Genomic DNA, 23,361 nt, shown 5'->3' with positions numbered 1-23,361 from the left:
TTTTTAAATTTATTGCTACTTAACCGCTAACTTTTAGCTGGTTACCGAGCAATTATTTTTTACATTCACTTATGGAGGCAAGCGCTATACGTTTAAGACCTATTTACCGCTTTTAACCACGTGCTAATGTAACGGTTACAGTTAAGTTACAAGGTACAAGTTACAGGCGTAGATAAACTTTAAACCCAAAAGTAAATTCGATTTAACGTTAATTGATAAGCGCCGTGTATTTAGCATGTATTCATCGTGTATTTATACAGCTGCTATCAATTTGGAACCTACATGTTTAAAGGAGCCGGTAGAACGCTGTGCTAATTTGACCAAAATCATTTTTACATTAAGACGCTTAATCGCGAGGTACCACATCTATGAAACGCCAAAAACGAGACCATACAAGCAGAGCTTTTACCCGCGGCTACCAAGCCGGTGTAGAGGGTAGATCGCGCAGCTTGTGCCCTCACTCAACAGGTGAGATTAAACAATCATGGTTAACCGGATGGCGTGAAGGCCGCGAAGATCACTGGAACGGCTTTAATACACTGGCGCAAGTCCAGAGAATCTCCAATATTTCTTAGTAGCCTACCAACACCTATTGGCCAACTCGTTGGCCAGCGCCAGCTTGCCTGTCTCTCCTCTCAAGCGGCGCAACCCTTAACCCAGGGACGAGACTACGGTTGGAGACACATTCTCCGCTGTACTAAAAGCTGACATCCCACTTGGCTAAAGCCAAGCTGCTGGTGCTCAACTTAAAGTAAAGCTTTGCGAGTGTTTGCGGTAAACACACAAGCTTTTAATGGTACAAGGCCGTGAATGGAATCGACCCAATCCTCGGTAACGAGGGCAAAAGGCTCGCAATCTACGAGCCAGTCAGGAGGCGTTCTAACCCGCCGACGCTATGGCGTCGGCCGCCTCCGCTATTAATTTTGGCCCCTTGTAAATAAACCCACTGTATATTTGTACTAAGCTGGCGCCTGCCGCTATTTTAGCCTGCGCATCTGCACCTTCTACTATGCCACCTACGCCGATAATCGGCATTGCACCCTGCAAATGGGCCGACAGCGTTGCGATAACTTCGGTAGATTTATCCCGCACAGGTAAACCACTTAAACCACCTGCCTCATCGGCATTAATATGCCCTTGTACCGCCTCGCGGCTAATGGTAGTGTTTGTGGCAATTACGCCATCAATGTTGCCGTTTACTAGGGTATCTGCCACAGAATGAATTTCTTCTGCAGTCATATCTGGCGCAATTTTTACAGCTACTGGCACATATTTGTCGTGGGTTTGCGCTAAGCGATCTTGCGCCTGCTTTATGCCTGCAATCAAATTGGCAAGTGTTTCGCCAAACTGCAAGTTTCTAAGCCCTGGAGTGTTTGGAGATGAGATGTTTACCGTGATGTAATCGGCGTGTGCATACACTTTATCCATACACTTTACGTAATCGTCTAGCGCGTTTTCTTCTGGGGTAATCTTGTTTTTACCAATATTAATGCCCAGCACGCCTGGATAACGGCGTTTTTGCACCTGCGCGACTAGGTGATCCACCCCTTTATTGTTAAACCCCATGCGATTAATAATGGCTTGGTGCTCGGGTAGCCTAAATAAGCGAGGCTTAGGGTTACCGGACTGAGCTAATGGGGTAATTGTACCAATTTCAACAAAACCAAACCCCAACTGGCCTAGGGCATTCACAAAATCGCCGTTTTTATCTAACCCTGCAGCTAAACCCACACGGTTTGGAAAATCGATACCCATTACGTTAATGGGGCTAGGCGTCACTTTGAGGGCAAACGGCTTTAGCATATGCAGCCGTTCGAAAGCCCCAAGCCAATCTAGAGACAATTCGTGGGAGACTTCAGCGTCTAGTTTGAATAAGCAGTTTCGAATAAAGGAATACATGGCATCTCGCTATAGTAGGGAGAGAAAAGAATGGCGCGAAGTATACCGAAAGCCTTGTGTGAGTTCACGGCGGTATTGGCTTAAAACCCAAACTAGAGACGATTTATGCCCACAAACCGGTTGTTTTGGTCAAATTCGATTACAAACGAACCCTGCACCCCATCGCGAGTAACAAAGGGGCGCAGTATGTGAGCAGGAAACCGAATAGAGCGGCCATCGCGGGTGTAGGCCAAAACATGTTTGGCCGCACCGGCGTACATTAGCTGGTACTTCTCTGCCGATAGGGTTAAATCTACAATTAATCGACTATTATTTTGTGTATTCAAAGGTCATTACACCCTAAAACGCCCACCAATTGGCCTTGGCGGCCATATGATCTAAGCCCTAGCTCCTCTGCCCCTTAGCTTCTAGGCCACTGGTAACTAGAAACTAGCCATTAGCAATTGATTCCAGCTTTTGGCAGTGATCTGTAGCCTGCGCTAAATCAATTAATTCGCGCAGCGCCACGGCAAACATGGCGTAATCGGTGGATGATGTGCCCTCCACCTCTGTAACCATAGAGCGCCACCTTTCGATCAAGTCCTTGTTTGCAACTTCCCAAAGGCTGATTGTTTCGTCCCAGCTTCGCGACTCTTTAAGGCGCACAAGGCTTATTATTAGCTTGCGCAACTGGGCTTCTAAATCATCTATATACGATTCCCTAGCCAGCGCCTGCCAATAGGTTTCCACTTTTACATCTGACAGCTGTGATGCAAACCAGTTTAGACTGAGCCGATCGAGCAATAAATAAAATACTTCTGTCACCTGCTGGTTATCTACATTCGCAACGATAGTAGCCTCCACAACACCTAAGCCAGAAAACAAGTTATCTGGCATAGCTAAACGCTTGGCCCACACTGCTGGCACATCTCTATCTACCAAACGTTGGTAGCGAGCAGCCCAATCCGCCCTTGCTCGGCCATCTACAACATCTTCGGTTAAATCGTTTATTGCTTCTATTCCCGTTTTAAATATTTCTATTTCTTTGCGTGCGTTAATGCCCGCCCTGCGGTTGCGTAAAAACCAGCGCGTACCGCGGCGTACCCTGCGCACCATTTTACCTAACAGTTCCGCTTGAAATTCAGCCGTTACCTTATTATCTAACGACTTAATATATTCAAGAAAAGCGTTAAACTGAAACACATCGCGAGACACAATATACGCCTTGGCAATTTCCGAAATATTTGCGCCTGTTGTTTCTAGCAGCCTGTGACCTGCAGTTATACCCAAATTATTAATAAGATCGTTCGCTATTTGGGTACCTACAATTTCAGGTAATAACTTGTGCTGATACACTTCCTGCTTATATTTTTCGCGTAGCAACTGTGGAAAGGCTGTTTCTACCTCTGCTGCAACGTATTCATCTTTGGATATATCTGTTGCTATCAACGCCTCTTTTAATACTACTTTGGCGTACGAGATAAGCACACTTAGCTCTGGCCGCGTAAGTTGCTGGTTATGCCCGTGGCGTTCAACTATTTGCTCATCAGTTGGCAAAAACTCTAACTTTCTATTTAACTTACCTTTTGCCTCTAAATAAGTAATAAAGCGGCGATATTCATTTACGCGGTTGCCAACCTGAAAACGCGCAAGACTTATGGCCTGCGTTTGCCGATAGTTGTTTTGTAATACAAGATCCGCCACCTGATCGGTCATGGATTCGAGTGTAGCATTGCGTTGTTTTTGAGTGAGGTCGCCCTCGCGCACTAATTTATCTAGCAATATTTTGATATTAACTTCGTGGTCAGAGCAATCAACGCCTGCTGCATTATCAATAAAATCGGTATTACAAGCTCCACCATTTAAGCAAAACTCCACCCTGCCCAGCTGCGACATACCTAAGTTACCGCCCTCGCCAAACACTTTACAGCGCAGCTGCGCTCCATCCACCCGTAAAGCATCGTTGGCTTTATCACCAATTTGCGCATGGCTTTCGCTTGCTGCTTTAACATAGGTGCCTATGCCGCCATTCCAAAGTAAATCTACTGGCGCTTTTAACAAAGCCGTTATTAGTTCTGTGGGCGTTAAGGTATCTTCGGCTATATCGAAGACTTTTTTCATTTCCGAGGTGATTTTTAACGATTTAGCATCGCGAGAAAACACCCCGCCCCCTTTAGAAATAAGCTCTGTATTGTAATCGGCCCAATTGGTTCTAGGGGTTTCGAATAACCGTTTGCGCTCGGCAAAACTTGTTGCGGCATTGGGTGTTGGGTCGATAAATATATGCATATGGTTAAATGCGGCCACCAAGCAAATATGTTCCGACAGCAGCATGCCGTTGCCGAAAACATCGCCGGCCATATCGCCAATGCCTATTGCGGTAAAATCTTCTTTTTGTATATCTATACCACGCTCTCTAAAGTGGCGCTGCACCGAAATCCACGCGCCGCGCGCCGTTATCCCCATACCCTTGTGGTCGTAGCCTTGGCTGCCGCCAGAAGCAAAGGCGTCGCCCAGCCAATGGCCGTACTCTAGGGATATTTCGTTCGCGATATCCGAAAACGTTGCAGTGCCTTTATCGGCCGCGACCACTAAATAAGGGTCATCTTCATCGCGTTTAACGACGTTAACTGGCGAAGTAATTTCTTCACCGTGTACGTTATCGGTTATATCTAACAAGGCGCGAATAAAGGTTTGATAAGAGGCAATTCCCTCCGCCATAAATTCATCGCGCGACATACTAGAGGTAAGCTTTTTAGCAACAAAACCGCCCTTAGCCCCATTAGGTACAATCACTGCATTTTTAACTTGCTGAGCCTTCACAAGCCCCAGCACTTCGGTGCGATAATCCTGCAACCTATCCGACCAGCGCAAACCACCGCGAGCTACTTTTCCACCGCGCAGGTGTACACCCTCAACGCGAGGCGAATACATAAATATTTCGTATAAAGGGCGAGGCTCGGGAATACCCTGTATTTTGCGCGGGCTAAACTTAACAGCAACATAAGGCTTAGGGTTGCCCTGCTCATCTTTTTGGAAGAAGTTAGTGCGCAAACTCCCTTCAAACATTTCTAAGTATCTGCGCAACACACGGTCTTCGTTTAAGTTACTCACCGCATCTAACTGCTCTAGAATGTTGTCGGTTAAGCGCTTAATACGTTGATCATCTTTTTTATCTTGCTTGTGTAGCCTTGGGTCAAAGTAGGCTTTAAACAGCGCCACCAAATTACGGGTAACATCTAAATGGCTGGCCAATGTGTTTGCTATATAGTCTTGACTTGAGTTAAACCCTGTTTGTTTCATATATGCGGCGTATACGCGCAATAAATTCACTTCTCGCCAATTTATTCTCGCCCCTAACACTAAGCGATTAAAGTCATCGCTTTCAGTGGCTTTATTCCAAACCGCCAAGAATGCTTGCTCAAACAAATTCCTTACCGAGTGTACATCAACGCTATTCGACAGCCCGTACTTAAGCTCGAAATCGTGCAACCACACCATAGGTTTGCCTTGGCGTAATATTTTGTAGGGCCTCTCTCCTAACACGCGTAAGCCAAGGTTTTCAATTATTGGAATCACATCCGATAACTCGATCGGGTTTTCCATGCGCATTACGCGAAACCGTATTGTATTTTCCTCGTCGCCCACAGTTTGGTAAAAGTTCATTGCGATACTGGCAGAGGTTTCTAACGATTCGGCCAAGTCGATATCGTGTGCGGCAGCCCGCGCATTGAAGTTTTCTTGGTAGCCAGGCGAAAAAGCATTTTTGTAAACTTGGTTTAGCGCAACACCGTTAGATTCGCCGTACTTCTCTACTAACAAAGATAGCAGGCCATCATCCCAATTGCGCGTAATCGCTACAATTTCGGATTCAATTTTTTCAACATTCAGAAGCGGGCATTGCGCCTTATCAATTTTGAACACTATGTGCGCACGAGCCAGTACAGATTCAGAAAAATACGTCGTAGAATCACAATCGCCAGATTGTAAGTGTTCGCCTATAATCGCTTCTATTTTTTCTCGAATACGGGTGGTGTATACCTCTCTAGGCACATAAACCAAACAATTCACAAAGTGCCCAAATGGGTCTTTTCGCATTAGCAAACGCACTACGTGGCGCTCATTAATATCTGCTACAGCAACAATACTTTCGTTTAATGTTTTTTGATCACTTTGAAATAGCTCATCTCGCGGAAAATTTTCAATAACACGGCGAAGATTTTTACCGCTATGACTAGCAGGGTCTAACCCAGAATATTCAACAACCGCCTGCACCTTGTTGCGCACTAACGGTATCTCTAAGGGCGATAAGGTATATACGCTATAGGTAAACAAACCTAAAAAGCGGTACTCTCCCACCACTTCGCCCTGGGAACTGTATTTTTTAATTACTATGTAATCAGGGTATACCCCGCGATGTACATTAGAGCGCGTTGAATACTTAGAAAAACAAATCACATCATCGCGGGTATAAAACTGGTCGGTACCCGTAGCAAAGTTTTCTTCAGCAACAAAATTTTGCTCTGTTGCAATTTTTTTAAATATACCTAGGCGCTCATCCACACGCTCAACCAAACCCGACTTGCCATCTGTGGCGGCATAGTCGAATTCACGGTAGCCCAAAAATGAAAAATGACCGTTCGCTAGCCACTGTAAAAACGCCACATTCTCATTGGGTACGTTTGCGGCTGTTAAGTTTTCTTTAACCTGTTCGAGCTTACCCAGTACTGGCTTGTAATCGTCTACCACTCGCTTAATATCGCGTAAGACAATATTTAAAGCATTTATAAGCCGAGTGTGCTCTGCCTCTGTTGGGCGAAGGCTAATTTCAATGTAAATAAGCGCTTCTTTGGAGTATTGCACTTCGCCATTTTGGGTATTCGATGAAGAGCTTACCGAAGTATCAGCGACTAGCTTATCAACACTGCCATCTTCGCACCTATGTACACCTAACACGGTGCTTTTTATGGTGTGAATTTGTGCCCCTTGACGCTGTAGCTCTAACCTTAGTGAATCCACTAAAAAAGGCATATCTTGCTGTAAAACCATGACGACTGTGCGGCCACACTCCCAGCGATGCTCTTCTAGGTTTGGGTTAAATACCGCCACCCTCGCCTCGCCGTTAACAACCGACGTTTGTAGGTAGTGCCACAAGCCAAAACAGCAACCGAATAAATCTGTAACCGGCCTAGATTGCCAAGCATCAAGTGGGTAGTGTTTAAGAAATAAACTAACAAACGTTCTAAACGCTGGTGGCGCTCCATCTTTAAAGTGATGCTCTGCGTTTTCCTGTAGGATTTCAATAAGCCCAAGCGTGTCAAAATTGGCAATCATAGTTATTTCCAAAATGAATAGCGGCTGCGTTCCGAAATTAGATACGCTTTTCTCCGCAAGCCATTGATATTTAAAGTATCGGCCTTACATAAGCATAGTAAAAAAATGGAACTAAGACAGAATATCTGTGGTCTTGATAGTGGCGCCAAATATCACTTAACGAGTGGTGATTTTTAGGGGCTAGCAAGCCCGCAAAGCTCAATAAATATACAGCACGTTAATTATGCCCAATTTTTAACCGCCCAATATCTGCGGTTTCGGCACCGGTTTTGGCATAATTTCAACCCTAATAATTTTTTAGCAACGCCTTAAAGAGGAATACGTGAATGTCTGCATTAACTGAAATTCAACAATTAAAACAATGGCTTAGCAGCCAAATTGTGGGCCAACCCGAGCTGGTAGACCGATTGTTGATAGCATTAATTGCAGATGGCCATATTCTTGTAGAAGGCGCACCAGGCCTTGCTAAAACGAAGGCAATCAAAACCTTATCTGAAGGTATGGAGGGCGACTTCCACCGAGTTCAGTTTACGCCCGACCTGCTCCCCTCAGATGTAACAGGTACCGATATTTACCGCCCAGAAAACGGCACTTTCGAATTTCAACGCGGGCCTATCTTCCATAATTTGGTACTTGCCGACGAAATTAACCGTGCTCCAGCCAAGGTACAGTCTGCATTGTTAGAAGCCATGGCCGAGCGACAAATAAGTGTGGGTAAATCAACCTATGCGCTTCCAGACTTGTTTTTAGTAATGGCCACCCAAAACCCCATCGAACAAGAAGGCACTTACCCACTACCTGAAGCCCAGTTAGACCGTTTTCTAATGCACGTGCGAGTTGGCTTCCCAGACGTAGCGGCAGAGCGTGAAATATTAAGGCTAAGCCGCAACGAAGCCAGCGCAACCAGCATTCCAGATGCCCCTGTTGCAGAAGTGTCGCAAGCGACCATTTTCGAGGCGCGCCAAGCAGCATTGACTGTACACATGGCCGAGCCTGTAGAGGAATACATAGTGCAACTGGTAAACGCCACGCGAAACCCAGATGCCTACGGCCCAGATTTAGCTAAATGGATTGAATTTGGTGTAAGCCCGCGCGCCACTATCAGCTTAGATCGATGTTCGCGCGCCCATGCATGGTTAGCGGGCCGAGACTATGTTAGCCCAGACGATGTACGCGCTGTATTACACGATATATTCCGCCACCGCTTGTTACTAAGCTTTGAAGCAGAAGCAGAAGGCTTAGACGCAGATAAAATCATCGACAACCTGCTTCAACGCGTTCCCGTTGCATAAGACACAACACGCAACAACACTAAGCACATTAACGCAAGTTAACACGTTTAGTTTCGACTTATTCAGCACAAACAGCGGGTTAAAATAATGGCTAAACCCCATTTAACTGAACAACAAACGTATGCTGGCGACAGCGCAGTACACGTAAGCGTAGATAGACTGCTGCAATTACGACACATTGGCAGCGGTGTACAGCTGCACGCTCGCAAACGCACACAATCGAGCATTGATGGCGACCTAGCCACACGCTTTCGCGGCAGGGGCATGGAGTTTGCCGAAGTTCGCCCCTACCACGCCGGTGACGACATTCGTAACATAGATTGGCGAGTGACTGCGCGCACCCAAAAAACCCACACCAAACTATTCCAAGAAGAACGTGAACGCCCAGTATTTATTGTGGTCGACCAGCGCGCCTCTATGTTCTTTGGCACCCAATCTGTTTTTAAATCGGTATACGCTGCAGAATTGGCCGCTTGCATTGGCTGGGGAGCCATGGCAAATAACGACCGAATTGGCGCACTCATTTTTGGTGATAACGATCAAAAAGATTTACGCCCTAAGCGCGGCAAGCACGCCATGCTTGCCTTTTTGCATCAACTGCAAGTATTTAACAACGCACTTAACTCCCCTATTTGCACACGGGCTACACACTCTATTACCCAGCAACTGGAAGATATTTCTAGAATTGCCAAGCCGGGTAGCGCTATTTATGTCATTAGCGATTTTCACGATTTTAACGTGGCAGACCCAACCAATGCCGCGCAGCGTGCACTGCGTCATTTATCTAAACATACAGACGTAAACCTATGTATGGTGTACGACCCTTTTGAGATGAACTTGCCTCGCCATCGCGCCATTACCTTAAGCGACGGCGAGCACCGTTTAGATTTAAACGCGACCAATCGCCAAACGGCTCAGCATTACCATATGCAATTTAACAATCACTTAGAGCAAGTGCGCACCGGCGCGCGGCAAAGCGGCGCAAGCTTTAGGGAACTGGATATAACCACCCACCTAGAGCGCGCACTCAACGATTTATTTTTACTGTCTGGTCGTAAACGGAGCAGTAAATGAGAAACCAAGCACCAACATTAAAGCAACTGGCAGTACCACAAAACTCGGCTGAGCAGCCCGCTCAACTGCAAAACGCGCAGCCAATGCAACAAGGGCAAAACCCCAAAGAACTACTGCTGTCGCAATTGCATGATGTTGCCACCCCAGAACCGGTAGGCTACTGGCCGCTTGCACCCGGTTGGTGGCTATTAATTGCGCTTTTACTTGCCGCAATTACCGGCGGCATTATTGGCTTTTTCGCTTGGCGTAATGCGAAAAAACGCAACAAGTACAGGGCTACAGCCAAACGCTATTTAACTGCCCTTCAAAAAGACTATAACCGCGGTGAAATTACAGCCTCGGAGGCTTTGCAGCAATTAAATGTGCTTACCAAGCAAGCCTATTTTGCCGCCTACCCTATTGCCCGCTTAACTATTTCTGGCCAGTGTGGCGAAAAATGGTACCAAAACTTAAATAATACGCTAGGTAAACAATCTCACGACCAATGGGCCTCGTTAGATAAATCAATATTTGAAATTAGTTATCAACCCACCTCAGCACTAAGTGAAAATAACAGCACCAGCGCTGCAAATAAAAACTTAAATCACCTATTCGATTTTTGCATGCAGTGGATTAATCATCACCCGCAGCTTACGGCACACGCTTGGAAGCAACTTTCAAACAATCAAACCAAAACCAACGCAATAACCACAACGGAGGCCCAACATGTTTGAGTTTGCGCATCCGCTTGTATTTTTAATTCTGCCACTCCCCTTGTTAATTGCTTTGCTAATTCCAAAAGCAACTACACGCACCAGTGCACTAAAAGTACCGTTTTATAAAAATGTACAGGCATTACAGCTTGGCACCAGCACCCCTGGCGCAGGCCAAAACATATTTTTTCGTATACTCGCGGTTTGTGTATGGCTGCTGTTGGTAACAGCTGCCGCAAAACCCGTTTGGATTGGTGAAGAAGTACACCTACCAACTACCGGCCGAGATTTATTAGTTGCTGTAGATATTTCAGGCAGTATGGACACCAAAGACATGGTTGTTCAAAACCAGCAAATTCCACGTATCGCTGTGGTTAAACATATTGTTGGCGACTTTATAGAGCGCCGTGTTGGCGACAGACTTGGCTTAGTTTTATTCGGCACCTCAGCTTACTTACAGTCCCCGCTTACTTTTGATCGCACAACGGTAAAGCAACTTTTAGTTGAATCGCAAATAGGTTTCGCAGGCCCTAATACAGCCATTGGCGATGCCATTGGGCTATCTATTAAACGCCTGCGCGATAGGCCAGCCGAGAACCGCGTAGTTATACTGCTAACAGACGGCCAAAATACCGCCGGTGAAGTATCCCCTAGGCAAGCAGCCGATCTTGCGAAGCAATCTGGCGTAAAAGTTTACACCATTGGTGTAGGCGCAAATGAGATGATTGTAAGCGATGGTTTTTTTGGTAATTTCCAGCGAAAAATTAATCCATCGCGCGATTTAGATGAAGACACTCTTACTTATATTGCAGAGACAACCGGTGGCCGCTACTTTAGAGCGCACTCACCGCAAGAGCTAAATCAAATCTACCAACTATTAGACGAGCTAGAACCCGTAGAACAAGAACAGCAAACCTTAAAGCCCATTAGCTCGCTGTATATGTGGCCGCTAGCTTGTGCATTGTTGCTTAGTTTTTTACTGGGGTTAGCGCCTATGATTTCCACTTTTTTCACCAGTCGTCACGAGGTGAACCAATAATGGATAGTTTTCAGCACTTCCACTTTATTCGCCCCTATTGGTTACTCGCTATTATTCCAGCGCTAGTGATTGGCGTGTACCTGCTGCGCGCAAACTTAAACCGCGGCAACTGGAACGGCGTAATAGCCCAACACCTTTTGCCCTACCTTATAGATAAACCAACTAATACTCGAGGCATAAATCCGCTTATTGCGCTTATCCCCTTATGGGTTATAGCGAGTATTGCTCTAGCAGGCCCCACATGGAAAAAAATAAACCAACCGCTTAAACAAGATTTATCTGCGGTTGTTATTCTGTGGGACTTATCACCTTCTATGCTGGCTGAAGATTTGAAACCTTCGCGCGCAGCTAGAGCAAAATACAAACTAATCGATTTATTTGCTAAACGCCAAACGGGGTTGAGCGGCTTAATCGCCTTTGCAGGCGAAGCGCATATTGTTACCCCCCTTACCGATGATGCACGCACAGTAAAAAATCTACTGAACGGCCTCTCCCCAGACATGATGCCGGTACAAGGTAGCAACCCCGAAATGGCGCTTGAACTAGCCGTTAAACTTCTTAAAGAAGGTGGCGTAGCGCGAGGGGATATTATATTTGTAACCGACGGCATAGACCCAGCCGCGTTCAACACCCTAGAGCACCTAATTAAACCTACACAACACCGCGTAACCGTATGGGGCTTTGGGTCTGAACAAGGGGCGCCTATACCGCTTAGCGGTAACCAAGGCTTTGCAAAAACGCGCAGCGGCGAAATAATAATGACCAAGCGCAATGATAATGAACTGAGTGAAGCAGCTATATCTATGGGGGGCATTTATATACCCTTTAGCTCTACCAACGCCGATGTAGACAATATTGCAGCCTCGCTAAGCGCGGCCGACCGCACTGCAACGAAAGAGTCCACTAAAGAATACGACCTATGGGAAGAAAGTGGCTATTACCTCGTTTTTTTACTTCTGCCCTTCGCAGCACTGGGGTTTAGACGAGGCTGGTTATTTAGCTTTGCCCTGCTATGCATTGCACTACCTACTCAACAAACCCAAGCGGGTATTTGGGAAGATTTATGGTTAAACAAAAATCAACAAGCACAACGGGCGCTTGAAAATGGCGATGCTCAAACCGCCAGTAAAATGTTTAAAGACCCACAGTGGAAAGCTGTAAGCGAATACAAGCAAAAAAATTACGAGCAAGCCGCAGAATTATTTAACCAAAATACAGCGACCGACTTATACAACCGCGCCAATGCGTTAACACAGCTAGAAAAATACGATGAAGCTATAGCCGCTTATGATGAAGCCCTAAGCCAAAACCCGAATTTGGCCGAAGCCAAACACAACAAAGCCATTGCTGAAAAATTAAAGGCGCTAAAGGAGCAACAACAAAGCCAAGACAATCAAAATGGCGAGGATGGCGAACAGGGCGAGGACGGAGAACAAGGAGACCAACAGAACGCTGATAATCAACAGCAAGGAGAGCAAAACGGAGAACAGAATGGAGAGCAAAGCGAAAATCAGCAAGGTGAGCAATCCGGCGATAACACACAGCAATCTGACGAATCCGGCGAGCCTAGCCAATCACAAGAGCAGGCCCTTTCTGAGGAGCAACAACAAGCCCTAGAAGAAAAGTACGGCCAACAGAGCGAAGAGCAAAACCAACAGCAGCAAAACGCTCAGCAACAACCCAGAGAAAGTGATGAAGCTGAGAACGAAGAACAGGCTGAGCAAGCGCTACAACAGCAAGCAATGCAGCAAAGCGAAAAAACTGACGAACAACAACAAGCAGAACAACAAGCGCTAATGCAAATGACAGCAGAGCAAAGTGAAGAACAGCAAGCGCTTGAACAATGGCTGCGCAAAGTACCCGACGACCCTTCGGGTTTATTGCGCAATAAATTCTATTCTGAAAGCCGTAAACGCCGCGCCGATAGTAAGCCGTCAATATTTACGCTTGAAGACGATCCAAAAAAACGCTGGTGATATAGCAATGCATACATTTATATACTTACTAAGCTCGGTACTTTCGGCACCATACTGGAGTAAAACTATGCCAACGTTTTTTAAATTTATTGCTGCAACTACAAAGGCATTCGCTCTGTTAACCCTAGTGCTTAGCAGCATAAACACATTTGCTAGCGAGCTAACCGCCGAAGTTGATCGCAACAATGTATCAACCGACGAGACGCTAACCTTAACTATCCGCTATACGGGTAACCGCAACGACCATGTCGATATTTCAGAATTGCGAAATGAATTCGACATTGTCTCTAATTACGAGAATAACTCTTATTCCATAGTCAATGGTCGGCTATCGGGGTTCAAAGAGTGGACGTTTGTAATGCGGCCAAAACGTGAAGGCACCCTACTAATCCCCTCTTTCCGCATTGGCCGAAATATTTCCGATGCTATTGAAATAAAAGTTAATAAACCTGTATATCAGCCCAGCCAAACAGGACAAGACGTTTTTATAGAAACCATCGTCGATAAATCAACCGCTTTTGTACAAGAACAAATTATTGTTAAATACCGTTTATATTATTCAGTCAACATAGACTTTCAACACGTCGACGACTTGAAAATTGAAAACGCTATTTTAGAGCAACTTGAAAACACCCAATACCAAACTAAACTCGACAATCGCCCATACAATGTTGTTGAATTCAATTACGCTGTATTCCCACAAGCAAGCGGCTCGATTAGTGTACCGGCATTAAATTGGAATATTCGCGCTGCACGTACCCGAAGTGGCTATAGCCAAGGCATGGGCCGCTACGAACTTAAGCGATTGCGCACCGAAGAGAAGCCCATTGTAGTAAAACCTCAGCCAGCAAGCTTTCCCGCTGGCGCAACTTGGCTACCAGCAAGTGAACTAACACTTGACGAAACCTGGAGCGCTAACACCTCGAATCTTACTGCGGGCAACCCCATCACGCGTACCTTAGCGCTTAAAAGCAAAGGGTTAATGGCCGCACAATTACCGCAAATTGTGCAAAACGCTAACTCTAGCGCCATAAGCATTTACCCCGAAGCGCCCAACACGTCAGAAAACAAAGGCGCATTAGGAATAACATCCCAAAGAATTGAAAGCATGGCTTTGGTTATGAACCAAGCTGGCGAGCAAGTAATACCCGCGGTGCGTATCCCTTGGTGGGACACCAACGAAGATAAACTAAAATATGCGGAAATACCTGAGCAAAAAGTCACCATTGCAAGCTCAGCAGCTCTCGAAAAAGAAGAGCGCAACAAAGCCATCGCATCGCAAGAACTATTAACACCCAATCAAAGCGCGCCAACGGGGGCAACTTTGGTGTGGCTGCGCCTTTGGCAAGCCTGGGCAATACTGGCAACAATTGTAAGCATTATATTTTTTGTATTGTGGCGTAAGGCAACAGCACCAGCACCAGCAGCACACACTCCAACAGCCAATCACCAATTAACGAGAGGCGCACAGGCATTTTCTATGCTAAAAAAATATTGCAGAGAAAATAACCCGCAGCTTACACGCCAACAGCTAATACTCTGGGCCGCACAGCACTGGAAACAAAACCCGCCAAAAACTTTGGACGAACTAGCCGCACGCTGCAATAACCCAAATCTAACAGGGCAACTTAAACTACTAGATGAAATACTCTATAAAAAAGAAGCCAATACCGATTGGAATGGCCAAGTGTTACTTAATGCGCTAAATGAATGGCTAAAAAGCCAAGCAGCGCAATTATCAACAAACGGTAATGGGCTCGCCCCCCTCTACCCTAATTAGCGGTAACCGCTGTAAATAAAAGGGACTTACGATGAGCACGCTTGATTACCGTATATTACTAATAGGTGGCATTTGTATTTTGGCAATTGTTGCCGCGCTGTTTGCGCCACCTATTGCTCAAGATTTAAATTACCACCTATTTTCAGATACTCATACTTACTTCGGTATTCCTCACTTTTGGAATACCGTAAGTAACGCCCCCTTTTTGCTGGTAGGCGCCTACGGCTTACACAAACTCACCCACAACAAGCTAAACGTTGCCGCAGAGTTGCGCGCAGCACTTTATATATTTTATACCGGCGTTCTTTTTGTTGGCTTAGGGTCTGGCTATTATCACCTTAACCCCAACAACGTAACCCTAGTGTGGGACAGACTGCCCATGACAATAGGCTTTATGGCGCTATTTTGCGTAGTAATAGCAGAATACATTGCCGTTAAGCCCGCCAAAGCGTTACTCGCACCGCTTATTTTGGGTGGTATCGCAAGTGTGGCCTACTGGTACACTACCGAAACGCACCAACAGGGCGATTTACGCCCCTACGCATTGGTGCAGTTTTTACCTATGTTAGTTATTCCGTTAATACTGCTCACTTACAAACACCCGTTTAACCACGCCAAAGGCTATTGGTGGTTAATTACATGCTATGGTGTCGCCAAGCTACTCGAACACTTCGACCCACAAATTCACGGGTTACTTGGTTTTATGAGTGGCCATGCACTAAAACATGTTATTGCCGCATTGGGTATAGGCCTATTTACACAGCACTTAATAACGCGCTTAACAATAGATCAAACCGAATAAAAACAGCCAAGAGCATAAATAGTTATAAAGCTTAATCTGTAGACGCTATTTTTATTTGCGGCACCTTATGGGCAACCTCTACTTTTTTAAGGTTTACCGCTAAACGCATATTAAGTTCGTAGTTAACTGCACAAAGGCTGTGCCAAAAGTCGCAAAACTCTTGTAATAATTGCGCATCTTTAGGGGCTTTAGCTGCAATGTTGTTAATCGGCGTCATCCACTTTTCTGGGCTTTCGTAGGCTTCGCCGCGCAAGCTTGGCGGCCGTCGGCCGTTCTCTGCCATTAAACGCTGTTTTAAATTTTCGTAATCGTCACCAAACAACCAATTGAAACGCGTTAGAGAATTATTTAATTCGTGTAGATTGTCTTCTAGCAGCTTTCGTAAGCGTTTTATTCTTGCCTCATGGGCAGGCTCTTTCGCATTTACCATGCGCTCACTCAGCTGGCTAAGCAATACACACTGGGGCCACATTTCTTTATGGGCTTGGGCAACAACCTGTAACTTCGCTAAGGTAGAAACAGTAGAACGTATTTGTTTTGCCAATTGATTCTCTTTAACCAACCCAGCCACTAAAGATATTTTGCCGCCCATAAAACCAATAAGCTTTTGTAACGCTGCTTCGGCTTCATCAACATTTTTTTTATGATGCTTTAAACGCTCACCAAGCTCAGCTACTTGCGAGGGCACTATACCCAATTCATCTAATAGTGAAGCATCATTTCTATACCCGCCTTTGTGCACTTCTAGGGCTAATCGATGCTTAAAATACCGTTGGCGTAAATCTGGTAAAGACCGACGCGTTGCTTGGTAATCTGGCGATGAATGCCGCAACACCCTCACCAAACGGTTAATATCTGCAAGCTGAGTATTAACCCCACCCTCATCTTTACTGTGTAGCGGTCCAAATCGCCAAAAGGTGTCTACATTGAACCAACCGTTAAAATACTGATCGAGCACTTTAGCGCGCGCACCGGCAACACCCTGCATTTTCAAATAGTTCTGCGATGAAAGCGGAGTATAGCTACCAGGGCTTATGCCGTACTCTGCGTACATACGCCCAGTAACCTTCTGTCCCAAAGTGTGTACCTGCTCTACCACCGCGTGGGCCGGCGCGTCTAGCGGCGTTAAAGTGGGCGAAATGTCTTGCTGCACTTTTGAAATTCGCTCGAAACAAGTTGGGCCATTTTTAATTAGCATGGGGTGCATACCCACTACACTGGCAAAAAAAGCATCCTGCTCTTGCTTGTCGTTAGCGCTTTTTTTCGCTTCGCTGCCAATGTGTACCTGCACTTGTGCAGCAACAACCAACGGCACATTGTCAACTAGTTCAGGGGTTGGCTTTTTGATATTTTCTAAGGTCGTAACTCGCTGTTCGCAAAGCAACCTATCGCAGTGATAAAGCTTTTGTAAGTAAGTCTCAAAACCTTCGGTACCCAGCAACTCAACCACTACCGAGTCTTTAAAGTGCACCCATGCATTCTCAAAACTCGCCGCCAAATTGCGCAATACCCAAGCTAAGGGTAAATACACCTTTGCTTGAAACTCTAGCAATAACAGGCATATTTTTTGAATTTTACCAGCTTTAATTTCTGGCGGCTCATGATCCGCAGTAAGGTTAACCCGCGCGTGTAGCTGATAAAAATGGCTCCACACATCGTTTTGGGTTAATAAAACATGACAAACTTGTAAGAGACCAGCAATGGAGCTGCCAACTTGCAGTAACACCCTATGGCGCAACTGCGCCACAACAGCAGCAAGCGATGCCACAAGCTCCGCTTGTGTGACGGCAAGTACTGAGGTTAACCCCACCACAATATTTGGGCCACGCTTATCTGGCATAAGGCAAGTATTGCCTGCTATGTTTTCGACCTGGGCAGAAAAGCGAATGGCGGGGGTCACATCTAGATTAAGCTCATTTATAAGATGCTTGGTTAGCAGAATTAAATTGTAAGAAACGATTGGGTTGTTTGCACTTTCGCTTAATAAATCTTCGCTGCGTTGTGCTCGGGCAATATGGCGCGCAGCAAAAACAAAACGCGTTACAGAAAACAAATAAATAGATGCGATTAGAAGTACGAGTAACCCCGTAAGTGTTGTTCCCAAGCCGCTAGAAATTAGGCCGCTTATCAGTAACCACAGCCCCCAGCCAGCACCAAGAACGGCCGAAACCGTAAAACAAGCCAATAAGAATAAGACACACCCCGCAATAAAGCCTGCGAAAACCATTTTACTACGGCTGGCAAAACTTAATTTGGGCTGCAGTGTAACACCACGAATATTTTCAATTAATTCGGCTATGCCTTGGTTTAGGGTTTGCTCTGACGTACTTGCAGGCACCGAAACACTACTTTCTTTCACAGCGCTAGGGCTAGCTGTGGCACTACTTTGACTACCAGCATCACTTTTCTCGGCGGCAGTTGAATGGGGTTTAAGCGTAACCTCAACGCCCTTGCTTTCTAAAAGCTGCTTGTAAGCCACAGCTTGTTTTGGAGGTACCCCACGTTTTAATGCCGTAGGTTTACCCTGCAACAACAAAGCCGCCTGCGTCTGCGGACGCTTTAGCAAACGAGCAAGCTCTTCTATACACTCCTCTTTCGACACGGAAGGTAAAACAGAACCTGCTAAAAAGATGTCATATTTAATGTCTGACATGGCTATATATTTGTCCCAAACCTCAAAAATTGGTTAACCAATTACGCAAAACCCTGTAGCGTAAGAATAATGTCGTTTTATACTTAATATCACCTAACATCACCGTAAGCTCCTTGCGCCAGCAAGCCATACATGAGGCGATTTTTGCGTAGTGTACGCGTTATTTAAATTCGAGGCTGTGACGAAAACGAAAGAAATGCGCGCCAAATGGAGGAATAGTGATAAATAGCTGCTACAGATTGAAATGTTAACAAAATTTTTAAGATACGGCATATACACCGCAGTCTAGGCGTTATCAGCCACAAAAAAGCCCCTGCACCATTTAAGCTACAGAAGCTTTTAAATTGACCAATCTAAGGTAGGTATTCGATTATTTCTGACGAATACCTTCAACAGAAAGGGTTAACTCAACTTCAGTCAGCGCGGGGCCAAGTTTTTTGCTGAAATCTTTACCCCAGTCGGCTGGGTTGATAACTACCTTACCTTCAAAACCTTGACGATAACCACCCCATGGGTCTGCACCACCACCTACATGCTCTACTTCAAAGCTAATAGATTTAGTTTTGCCAAATAAGGTTAAATCGCCGGTAAGCATGCCTTTGCTGTCATCGATTTTCTTGTATGAGGTACTCGCAAATGTCGCCTGCTTGTACTTGTCTACCTCGAAAAAATCACCAGAGCGAATATGCTTGTCGCGCTCGGCATGTGCTGAATCGACACTGGCCATGTTCAACACAACATTCACTTTATTCGCCGCAGGGTTTTCTGCGTCGTAAACAAAATCACCAGAAAAGTCATTAAAGCGACCATACAACCAGCTATAACCTAAGTGCTTAACTCTAAACTGAACAAATGCGTGCGCACCTTTAGTATCGATAGTGTAGGTTTCTGGCGCAGCCTGAACCAATGAAGATGACGCAGTTGCCATTGAAACCACCGCTAGCCCTGCAACCCACTTCTTAACTTGCTTACGTAATGTCATATTACTCTCCTCGTTTGGGTATACCGATTTTTAACTTAGATGAATTTACTAAAAATTTGCTAATACTTTTCAATAATCAACTACAGCAAATCAAACTTTTTTGGGGGTCATGCCTAACATTCGTCGCAGCGTGCTATCGCGATCAACAAAATGATGTTTTAACGCACCCGCCACATGTAAGCACACAATAGCAATAATGGTATAAGCCACCCATTCGTGTATTACGCCTGCTACATCTTCCAAGCCTTCTACATCTGTAATTATTGCCGGCAAAGAAAACACCTCAAAAACATAAAGCGCCTGCCCCTTTGCCGTTGTAATAAAATAACCACTAAAAAACATAGATATAACAAGTGCGTACAAAAGTGCATGGGCCAAGTGTGCTATTCGGCGCTCCCAAAAGCTATGGCTAGCCAAGGGTCTAGGAGGCGGGTTAGCGAGTCGCCACACTAAGCGCAATACCATTAACGTAACAACAATTACCCCAATACTGCGATGTAGATCTGGTGCGGTTTTGTACCAGCTGTCGTAATAAGTGAGGTCTACCATCCAAATACCCAAGCCAAATAAACCCAACACACCGGCAGCTACCAACCAATGTAGGCCAACAGCAATGTATCCGTAAGACGATGCACTATTTTTTAATGCCATTATTCCCTCGGAATATCGAGATCAATAAAATACCTAGAGGACAAAAATACCCTGAAAGCCAAAAAGCGGTTGAGGTTATTCAGAGGTTCCCTAGACAAAACCAATGAATGAAGCCTGTAATTCTAACTATAGCCAACGGCCTCGTCCCCACCCCAAATGTGCAACAATCATGGAAGCGTATTTTTTAGTGAATATTGCAGCGCTACCCAAGCCGACCTAGAAACCCTACCTAGAAACTTGGATAGCTGCGTATTGTTATTATTTGACCATACTTTTGGTTACCACCTCGTATACATCGGGAGACAAACCAGGCTTATCTAATATGCGCTGTAAAGCATCACGCATAAGTTGTTGCCGTTTTTCGTCGTATTTTTTCCAGCGGGTAAGCGGTGTTAACAAGCGCGAAGCCACCTGCGGGTTTTGCGAATCTAATTTAATGATTTGATCCGCCAAGAAAGCGTAACCACTGCCACTGCGATCGTGAAAGTTAATAGAATTACGCATAGCAAAACCACCGATAACCGCGCGCAATTTATTGGGATTGCGAATATCAAATGCCTCGTGCTGCATAAGGCTTTCAACTACCGCCAACGCGCCAGGCACAGGGCTTGTTGCTTGCACGGCAAACCATTGGTTTACTGCCAAGCTCTCTTCTTTCCACTTGCCATAGGCTTGTGCTAAACAGGCCGCTTTCAGGTCTGCAATTGCTGCCTTGGGCGAATGCACAAGGGCCGTTAATGCTGCCATGGTATCGGTCATGTTATCCGATTGTTCAAACTGCGCTTTACACAACTCGATAGCTTCGGGCTTACCAGTCTCAACCAAGTAGGCCAACGCTTTATTTTTAAGACTGCGCTTAGCAATACTTGTTGCGTCGGGGCTGTATGGAGCAGCACTAAGCTCCTGGTGAATCTTGTTGTAACAAGCTAAAAACTCTGCGTGCAAACTAAGTGCAATTTTTCGCACTACGCGATTGCGCGCATGGTGAATGGTATCCACATCGACAATTGCTTGCTGATCACCAATATAATCTTCCGACGGCAAACTAAGCATTAATGCAATCATTGCGGGGTCGAGCGCATCGTTGGTAAGCACTGTGCGATACGCTTCTATTAAACTTTCATCCACTGCTGGCGCAGGCTCATTAACCAGTGCTGCCATCACATCGGCAATCACTAGTAACGCATATTGTTGGCTTGCATCCCAGCGGCAGAAGCCGTCTGTTTCTAAGGTAATGATTCTGCCTAATTCTTCACGGCTATAATTGTAGGCAAGTTTCACCGGCGCCGAAAAGCCGCGCAACAGTGAAGGTACGGGCGGCTCATCAACATTTTCGAAAACAAATGTTTGCGAACTACTTGTAAGTTCTAGCACGGCTTCTTGTTGGTCTGCACTTATGGAAGCTTGCACATCACCTTGTAACGACAGCTTAAGCGCACCCTCTTTGCCCAACAATGCCACAGCAACAGGAATATGAAATGGCTGTTTGGTTTGGCTTTCTGGGGTTGGTGGGCAAGATTGACTTAACGTTAACGAAAACGTTTTATTGGCAGCGTTGTAATCACCTTTAGCACTTAGTTTTGGTGTACCGGCCTGCTTGTACCAATTCATAAACAAGCTAAAGTCACGGCCAGATGCATCTGCCATTGCCGCTACAAAGTCTTCAATGGTTACCGCTTGGCCGTCGTGCCTTTCAAAGTATAGATCTGAGCCTTTGCGAAATTGCTCCGCACCAATTAAGGTGCGAATCATACGTACAACTTCAGCACCTTTTTCGTATACGGTAAGCGTATAAAAGTTAGAAATCTCTATAAATGACGATGGCTGAACGGGGTGAGCCATTGGCCCTGCATCTTCAGCAAACTGCATGCTGCGCAACATGGAAACATCTTCTACACGTTTTACCGTAGGCGAGCCCATATCTGCGCTAAACTCTTCGTCTCTAAATACAGTAAAACCTTCTTTTAAGCTTAGCTGAAACCAATCGCGACAGGTTACGCGGTTGCCGGACCAGTTGTGAAAATATTCGTGAGCCACCACGCCTTCAACACGCTGATAGCCTGCATCCGTGGTGGTTTCTGGGCTAGCTAATACGCACGACGTATTGAAAATATTCAGGCCTTTATTTTCCATTGCGCCCATATTGAAGTCGTCTACGGCCACTATCATAAAAATATCTAGATCGTATTCGCGGCCATATACATCTTCATCCCAGCGCATTGCATTTTTAAGGGCCTGCATGGCGTAGTCACATTTATTTTTATCTTTGGGTTCGATAAAAATTCGCAACAAAATTTCTCGCCCAGACTGAGTAGTAAAATGCGAATCTACATTGATTAAATCGCCTGCAACGAGGGCGAACAAATAAGCAGGCTTTTTAAATGGGTCATTCCACTCTACCCAATGCCTACCACCGTCCAATTCACCAGCCCCTACTTCGTTACCGTTTGAAAGTAACACTGGGAACTTTTGTTTATCTGCTATTACTTTGGTAGTGAATACGCTCATTACATCGGGGCGGTCTAAGTAATAGGTTATTTTTCTAAAGCCTTCGGCTTCGCACTGGGTGCAAAACATAGTTCTAGATTTATATAGCCCTTCTAACGACGTGTTATCTTGCGGCTGTATTTTAGTAACACATTCGAATATAAACGTATCTGGCAGGTTGCTAATGGTTAGCGAAACATCGTCAACCGTATAATCACTCGCGCTTAATACTTCGCCGTTTATCGCAACGCTCACCAATTCCACATTTTGGCCATTCAGCACCAACGGCGCAGCGGGCTTTGCAGTATTTCTGGCAATGGTTAATTTAGAGCGAACCAGCGTATCTGCTTCGAATAAGTCGAATTCGAGTTCAGTTTTTTCGATAAAGTAATCTGGAGCACTATAATCTTTTAGGTAAATTGTTTTAGGCTGACTTTTGCTCATTGCTCTTCATCCGTTTTCCATTTTAGAGGGGCTGGCTCATCATGATCGTGATCTGTTGCGCATGGCTCGGCTTTAGGCGGTACATAGCCTACTCGCTCGTTCTCTGGCACATGTGCGTGTTCGTAGGCAATAACAGCTTGCATACAGGTTTGTTTTTGCTCTTGGGTTAATACCCTGCCATCAGGCCATTTACCCAACTCTATAGCGCGTTTAAATTGTTCATAAACCGGTGGCGTTACCGCCGCCAACATATCTTCTGTTCGCATTCTTTCACCGT

At 45.5% G+C, this 23,361-nt stretch carries 16 protein-coding genes; 8 read left to right on the top strand and 8 right to left on the bottom strand.

The window, feature by feature from the left end:
• Positions 1–368 precede the first annotated feature (368 nt).
• A complete protein-coding gene (gene rmf / locus SDE_RS09165; protein ID WP_011468231.1) occupies positions 369–575 on the top strand; it encodes a ribosome modulation factor in 207 nt (68 codons plus the stop codon).
• A gap of 304 nt (positions 576–879) precedes the next feature.
• Here rmf and SDE_RS09160 read toward each other — a convergent pair whose 3' ends face one another.
• The 3 genes from SDE_RS09160 to SDE_RS09150 all read right to left on the bottom strand — a co-directional run bounded on the left by SDE_RS09160 (position 880) and on the right by SDE_RS09150 (position 7,212).
• Positions 880–1,899: a quinone-dependent dihydroorotate dehydrogenase gene (locus SDE_RS09160; protein WP_011468230.1), complete on the bottom strand. Its 1,020-nt coding sequence runs from the start codon at positions 1,897–1,899 to the stop codon at positions 880–882.
• Positions 1,900–1,991: 92 nt separating this feature from the next.
• Positions 1,992–2,225 (bottom strand): DUF2835 domain-containing protein, encoded by a 234-nt coding sequence (locus tag SDE_RS09155; protein ID WP_011468229.1) that lies wholly within the window; start codon positions 2,223–2,225, stop codon positions 1,992–1,994.
• Between the two features lie 103 nt (positions 2,226–2,328).
• Entirely contained in the window at positions 2,329–7,212 is a 4,884-nt protein-coding gene (locus SDE_RS09150) for an NAD-glutamate dehydrogenase (protein WP_011468228.1), read from the bottom strand.
• 326 nt (positions 7,213–7,538) lie between these two features.
• On the opposite strand from SDE_RS09150, the gene SDE_RS09145 reads away from it, so the two are divergent.
• The 7 genes from SDE_RS09145 (at position 7,539) to SDE_RS09115 (ending at position 15,867) form a co-directional block, all read left to right on the top strand.
• On the top strand, positions 7,539–8,504 hold the full coding sequence (locus SDE_RS09145; protein ID WP_011468227.1) for an AAA family ATPase: 966 nt from the start codon (positions 7,539–7,541) through the stop codon (positions 8,502–8,504).
• An 87-nt stretch (positions 8,505–8,591) separates the two neighbouring features.
• Complete coding sequence (locus SDE_RS09140) at positions 8,592–9,578, top strand: DUF58 domain-containing protein (protein ID WP_011468226.1); 987 nt, start codon at positions 8,592–8,594, stop codon at positions 9,576–9,578.
• Complete coding sequence (locus SDE_RS21285) at positions 9,575–10,291, top strand: DUF4381 domain-containing protein (protein WP_011468225.1); 717 nt, start codon at positions 9,575–9,577, stop codon at positions 10,289–10,291. Before SDE_RS09140 ends, SDE_RS21285 begins: the two co-directional genes overlap by 4 nt.
• Positions 10,284–11,309, top strand: a complete 1,026-nt coding sequence (locus SDE_RS09130; protein ID WP_011468224.1) for a vWA domain-containing protein — start codon at positions 10,284–10,286, stop codon at positions 11,307–11,309. Before SDE_RS21285 ends, SDE_RS09130 begins: the two co-directional genes overlap by 8 nt.
• Positions 11,309–13,285 carry a VWA domain-containing protein gene (locus tag SDE_RS09125; protein ID WP_011468223.1) on the top strand — a complete coding sequence of 659 codons (1,977 nt, stop codon included), beginning with the start codon at positions 11,309–11,311 and terminating at the stop codon, positions 13,283–13,285. Before SDE_RS09130 ends, SDE_RS09125 begins: the two co-directional genes overlap by 1 nt.
• A 7-nt stretch (positions 13,286–13,292) precedes the next feature.
• Entirely contained in the window at positions 13,293–15,065 is a 1,773-nt protein-coding gene (locus SDE_RS09120; protein WP_083762983.1) for a BatD family protein, read from the top strand.
• A 31-nt stretch (positions 15,066–15,096) separates the two neighbouring features.
• Entirely contained in the window at positions 15,097–15,867 is a 771-nt protein-coding gene (locus SDE_RS09115; protein ID WP_011468221.1) for a ceramidase domain-containing protein, read from the top strand.
• Positions 15,868–15,898: 31 nt separating this feature from the next.
• Here the strand turns inward: SDE_RS09115 and SDE_RS09110 are convergent, their stop codons facing one another.
• The 5 genes from SDE_RS09110 to SDE_RS09090 all read right to left on the bottom strand — a co-directional run bounded on the left by SDE_RS09110 (position 15,899) and on the right by SDE_RS09090 (position 23,350).
• Positions 15,899–18,520, bottom strand: a complete 2,622-nt coding sequence (locus SDE_RS09110) for a hypothetical protein (protein ID WP_011468220.1) — start codon at positions 18,518–18,520, stop codon at positions 15,899–15,901.
• Positions 18,521–18,890: 370 nt separating this feature from the next.
• Positions 18,891–19,502 carry a YceI family protein gene (locus tag SDE_RS09105; RefSeq protein ID WP_011468219.1) on the bottom strand — a complete coding sequence of 204 codons (612 nt, stop codon included), beginning with the start codon at positions 19,500–19,502 and terminating at the stop codon, positions 18,891–18,893.
• A 90-nt stretch (positions 19,503–19,592) separates the two neighbouring features.
• The gene (locus tag SDE_RS09100; RefSeq protein ID WP_011468218.1) at positions 19,593–20,153 is read right to left on the bottom strand and encodes a cytochrome b; all 561 of its coding nucleotides are present in this window, start codon (positions 20,151–20,153) and stop codon (positions 19,593–19,595) included.
• Positions 20,154–20,411: 258 nt separating this feature from the next.
• Positions 20,412–23,084 carry an aminopeptidase N gene (gene pepN / locus SDE_RS09095; protein WP_011468217.1) on the bottom strand — a complete coding sequence of 891 codons (2,673 nt, stop codon included), beginning with the start codon at positions 23,082–23,084 and terminating at the stop codon, positions 20,412–20,414.
• Positions 23,081–23,350 (bottom strand): YeaC family protein, encoded by a 270-nt coding sequence (locus SDE_RS09090; RefSeq protein WP_011468216.1) that lies wholly within the window; start codon positions 23,348–23,350, stop codon positions 23,081–23,083. Before SDE_RS09090 ends, pepN begins: the two co-directional genes overlap by 4 nt.
• Positions 23,351–23,361: the final 11 nt, after the last annotated feature.

Source organism: Saccharophagus degradans 2-40 (genome assembly GCF_000013665.1).
Classification (GTDB): domain Bacteria; phylum Pseudomonadota; class Gammaproteobacteria; order Pseudomonadales; family Cellvibrionaceae; genus Saccharophagus; species Saccharophagus degradans.
The sequence above is the reverse complement of the archived record's forward strand: the minus strand, read 5'-3'. Positions and strand labels throughout refer to the sequence as shown.

Bases quoted from the DNA above. Each gene is read 5' to 3' on its own strand.
- SDE_RS09160 (WP_011468230.1), bottom strand. From the start codon at position 1,899: ATGTATTCCTTTATTCGAAACTGCTTATTCAAACTAGACGCTGAAGTC.
- SDE_RS09125 (WP_011468223.1), top strand. From the start codon at position 11,309: ATGGATAGTTTTCAGCACTTCCACTTTATTCGCCCCTATTGGTTACTC.
- SDE_RS09090 (WP_011468216.1), bottom strand. From the start codon at position 23,350: ATGCGAACAGAAGATATGTTGGCGGCGGTAACGCCACCGGTTTATGAA.
- SDE_RS09115 (WP_011468221.1), top strand. From the start codon at position 15,097: ATGAGCACGCTTGATTACCGTATATTACTAATAGGTGGCATTTGTATT.
- SDE_RS09150 (WP_011468228.1), bottom strand. From the start codon at position 7,212: ATGATTGCCAATTTTGACACGCTTGGGCTTATTGAAATCCTACAGGAA.
- SDE_RS09105 (WP_011468219.1), bottom strand. From the start codon at position 19,502: ATGACATTACGTAAGCAAGTTAAGAAGTGGGTTGCAGGGCTAGCGGTG.
- SDE_RS09145 (WP_011468227.1), top strand. From the start codon at position 7,539: ATGTCTGCATTAACTGAAATTCAACAATTAAAACAATGGCTTAGCAGC.
- SDE_RS09140 (WP_011468226.1), top strand. From the start codon at position 8,592: ATGGCTAAACCCCATTTAACTGAACAACAAACGTATGCTGGCGACAGC.
- SDE_RS09120 (WP_083762983.1), top strand. From the start codon at position 13,293: ATGCATACATTTATATACTTACTAAGCTCGGTACTTTCGGCACCATAC.
- SDE_RS09100 (WP_011468218.1), bottom strand. From the start codon at position 20,153: ATGGCATTAAAAAATAGTGCATCGTCTTACGGATACATTGCTGTTGGC.
- SDE_RS21285 (WP_011468225.1), top strand. From the start codon at position 9,575: ATGAGAAACCAAGCACCAACATTAAAGCAACTGGCAGTACCACAAAAC.
- SDE_RS09130 (WP_011468224.1), top strand. From the start codon at position 10,284: ATGTTTGAGTTTGCGCATCCGCTTGTATTTTTAATTCTGCCACTCCCC.
- SDE_RS09110 (WP_011468220.1), bottom strand. From the start codon at position 18,520: ATGTCAGACATTAAATATGACATCTTTTTAGCAGGTTCTGTTTTACCT.
- rmf (WP_011468231.1), top strand. From the start codon at position 369: ATGAAACGCCAAAAACGAGACCATACAAGCAGAGCTTTTACCCGCGGC.
- pepN (WP_011468217.1), bottom strand. From the start codon at position 23,084: ATGAGCAAAAGTCAGCCTAAAACAATTTACCTAAAAGATTATAGTGCT.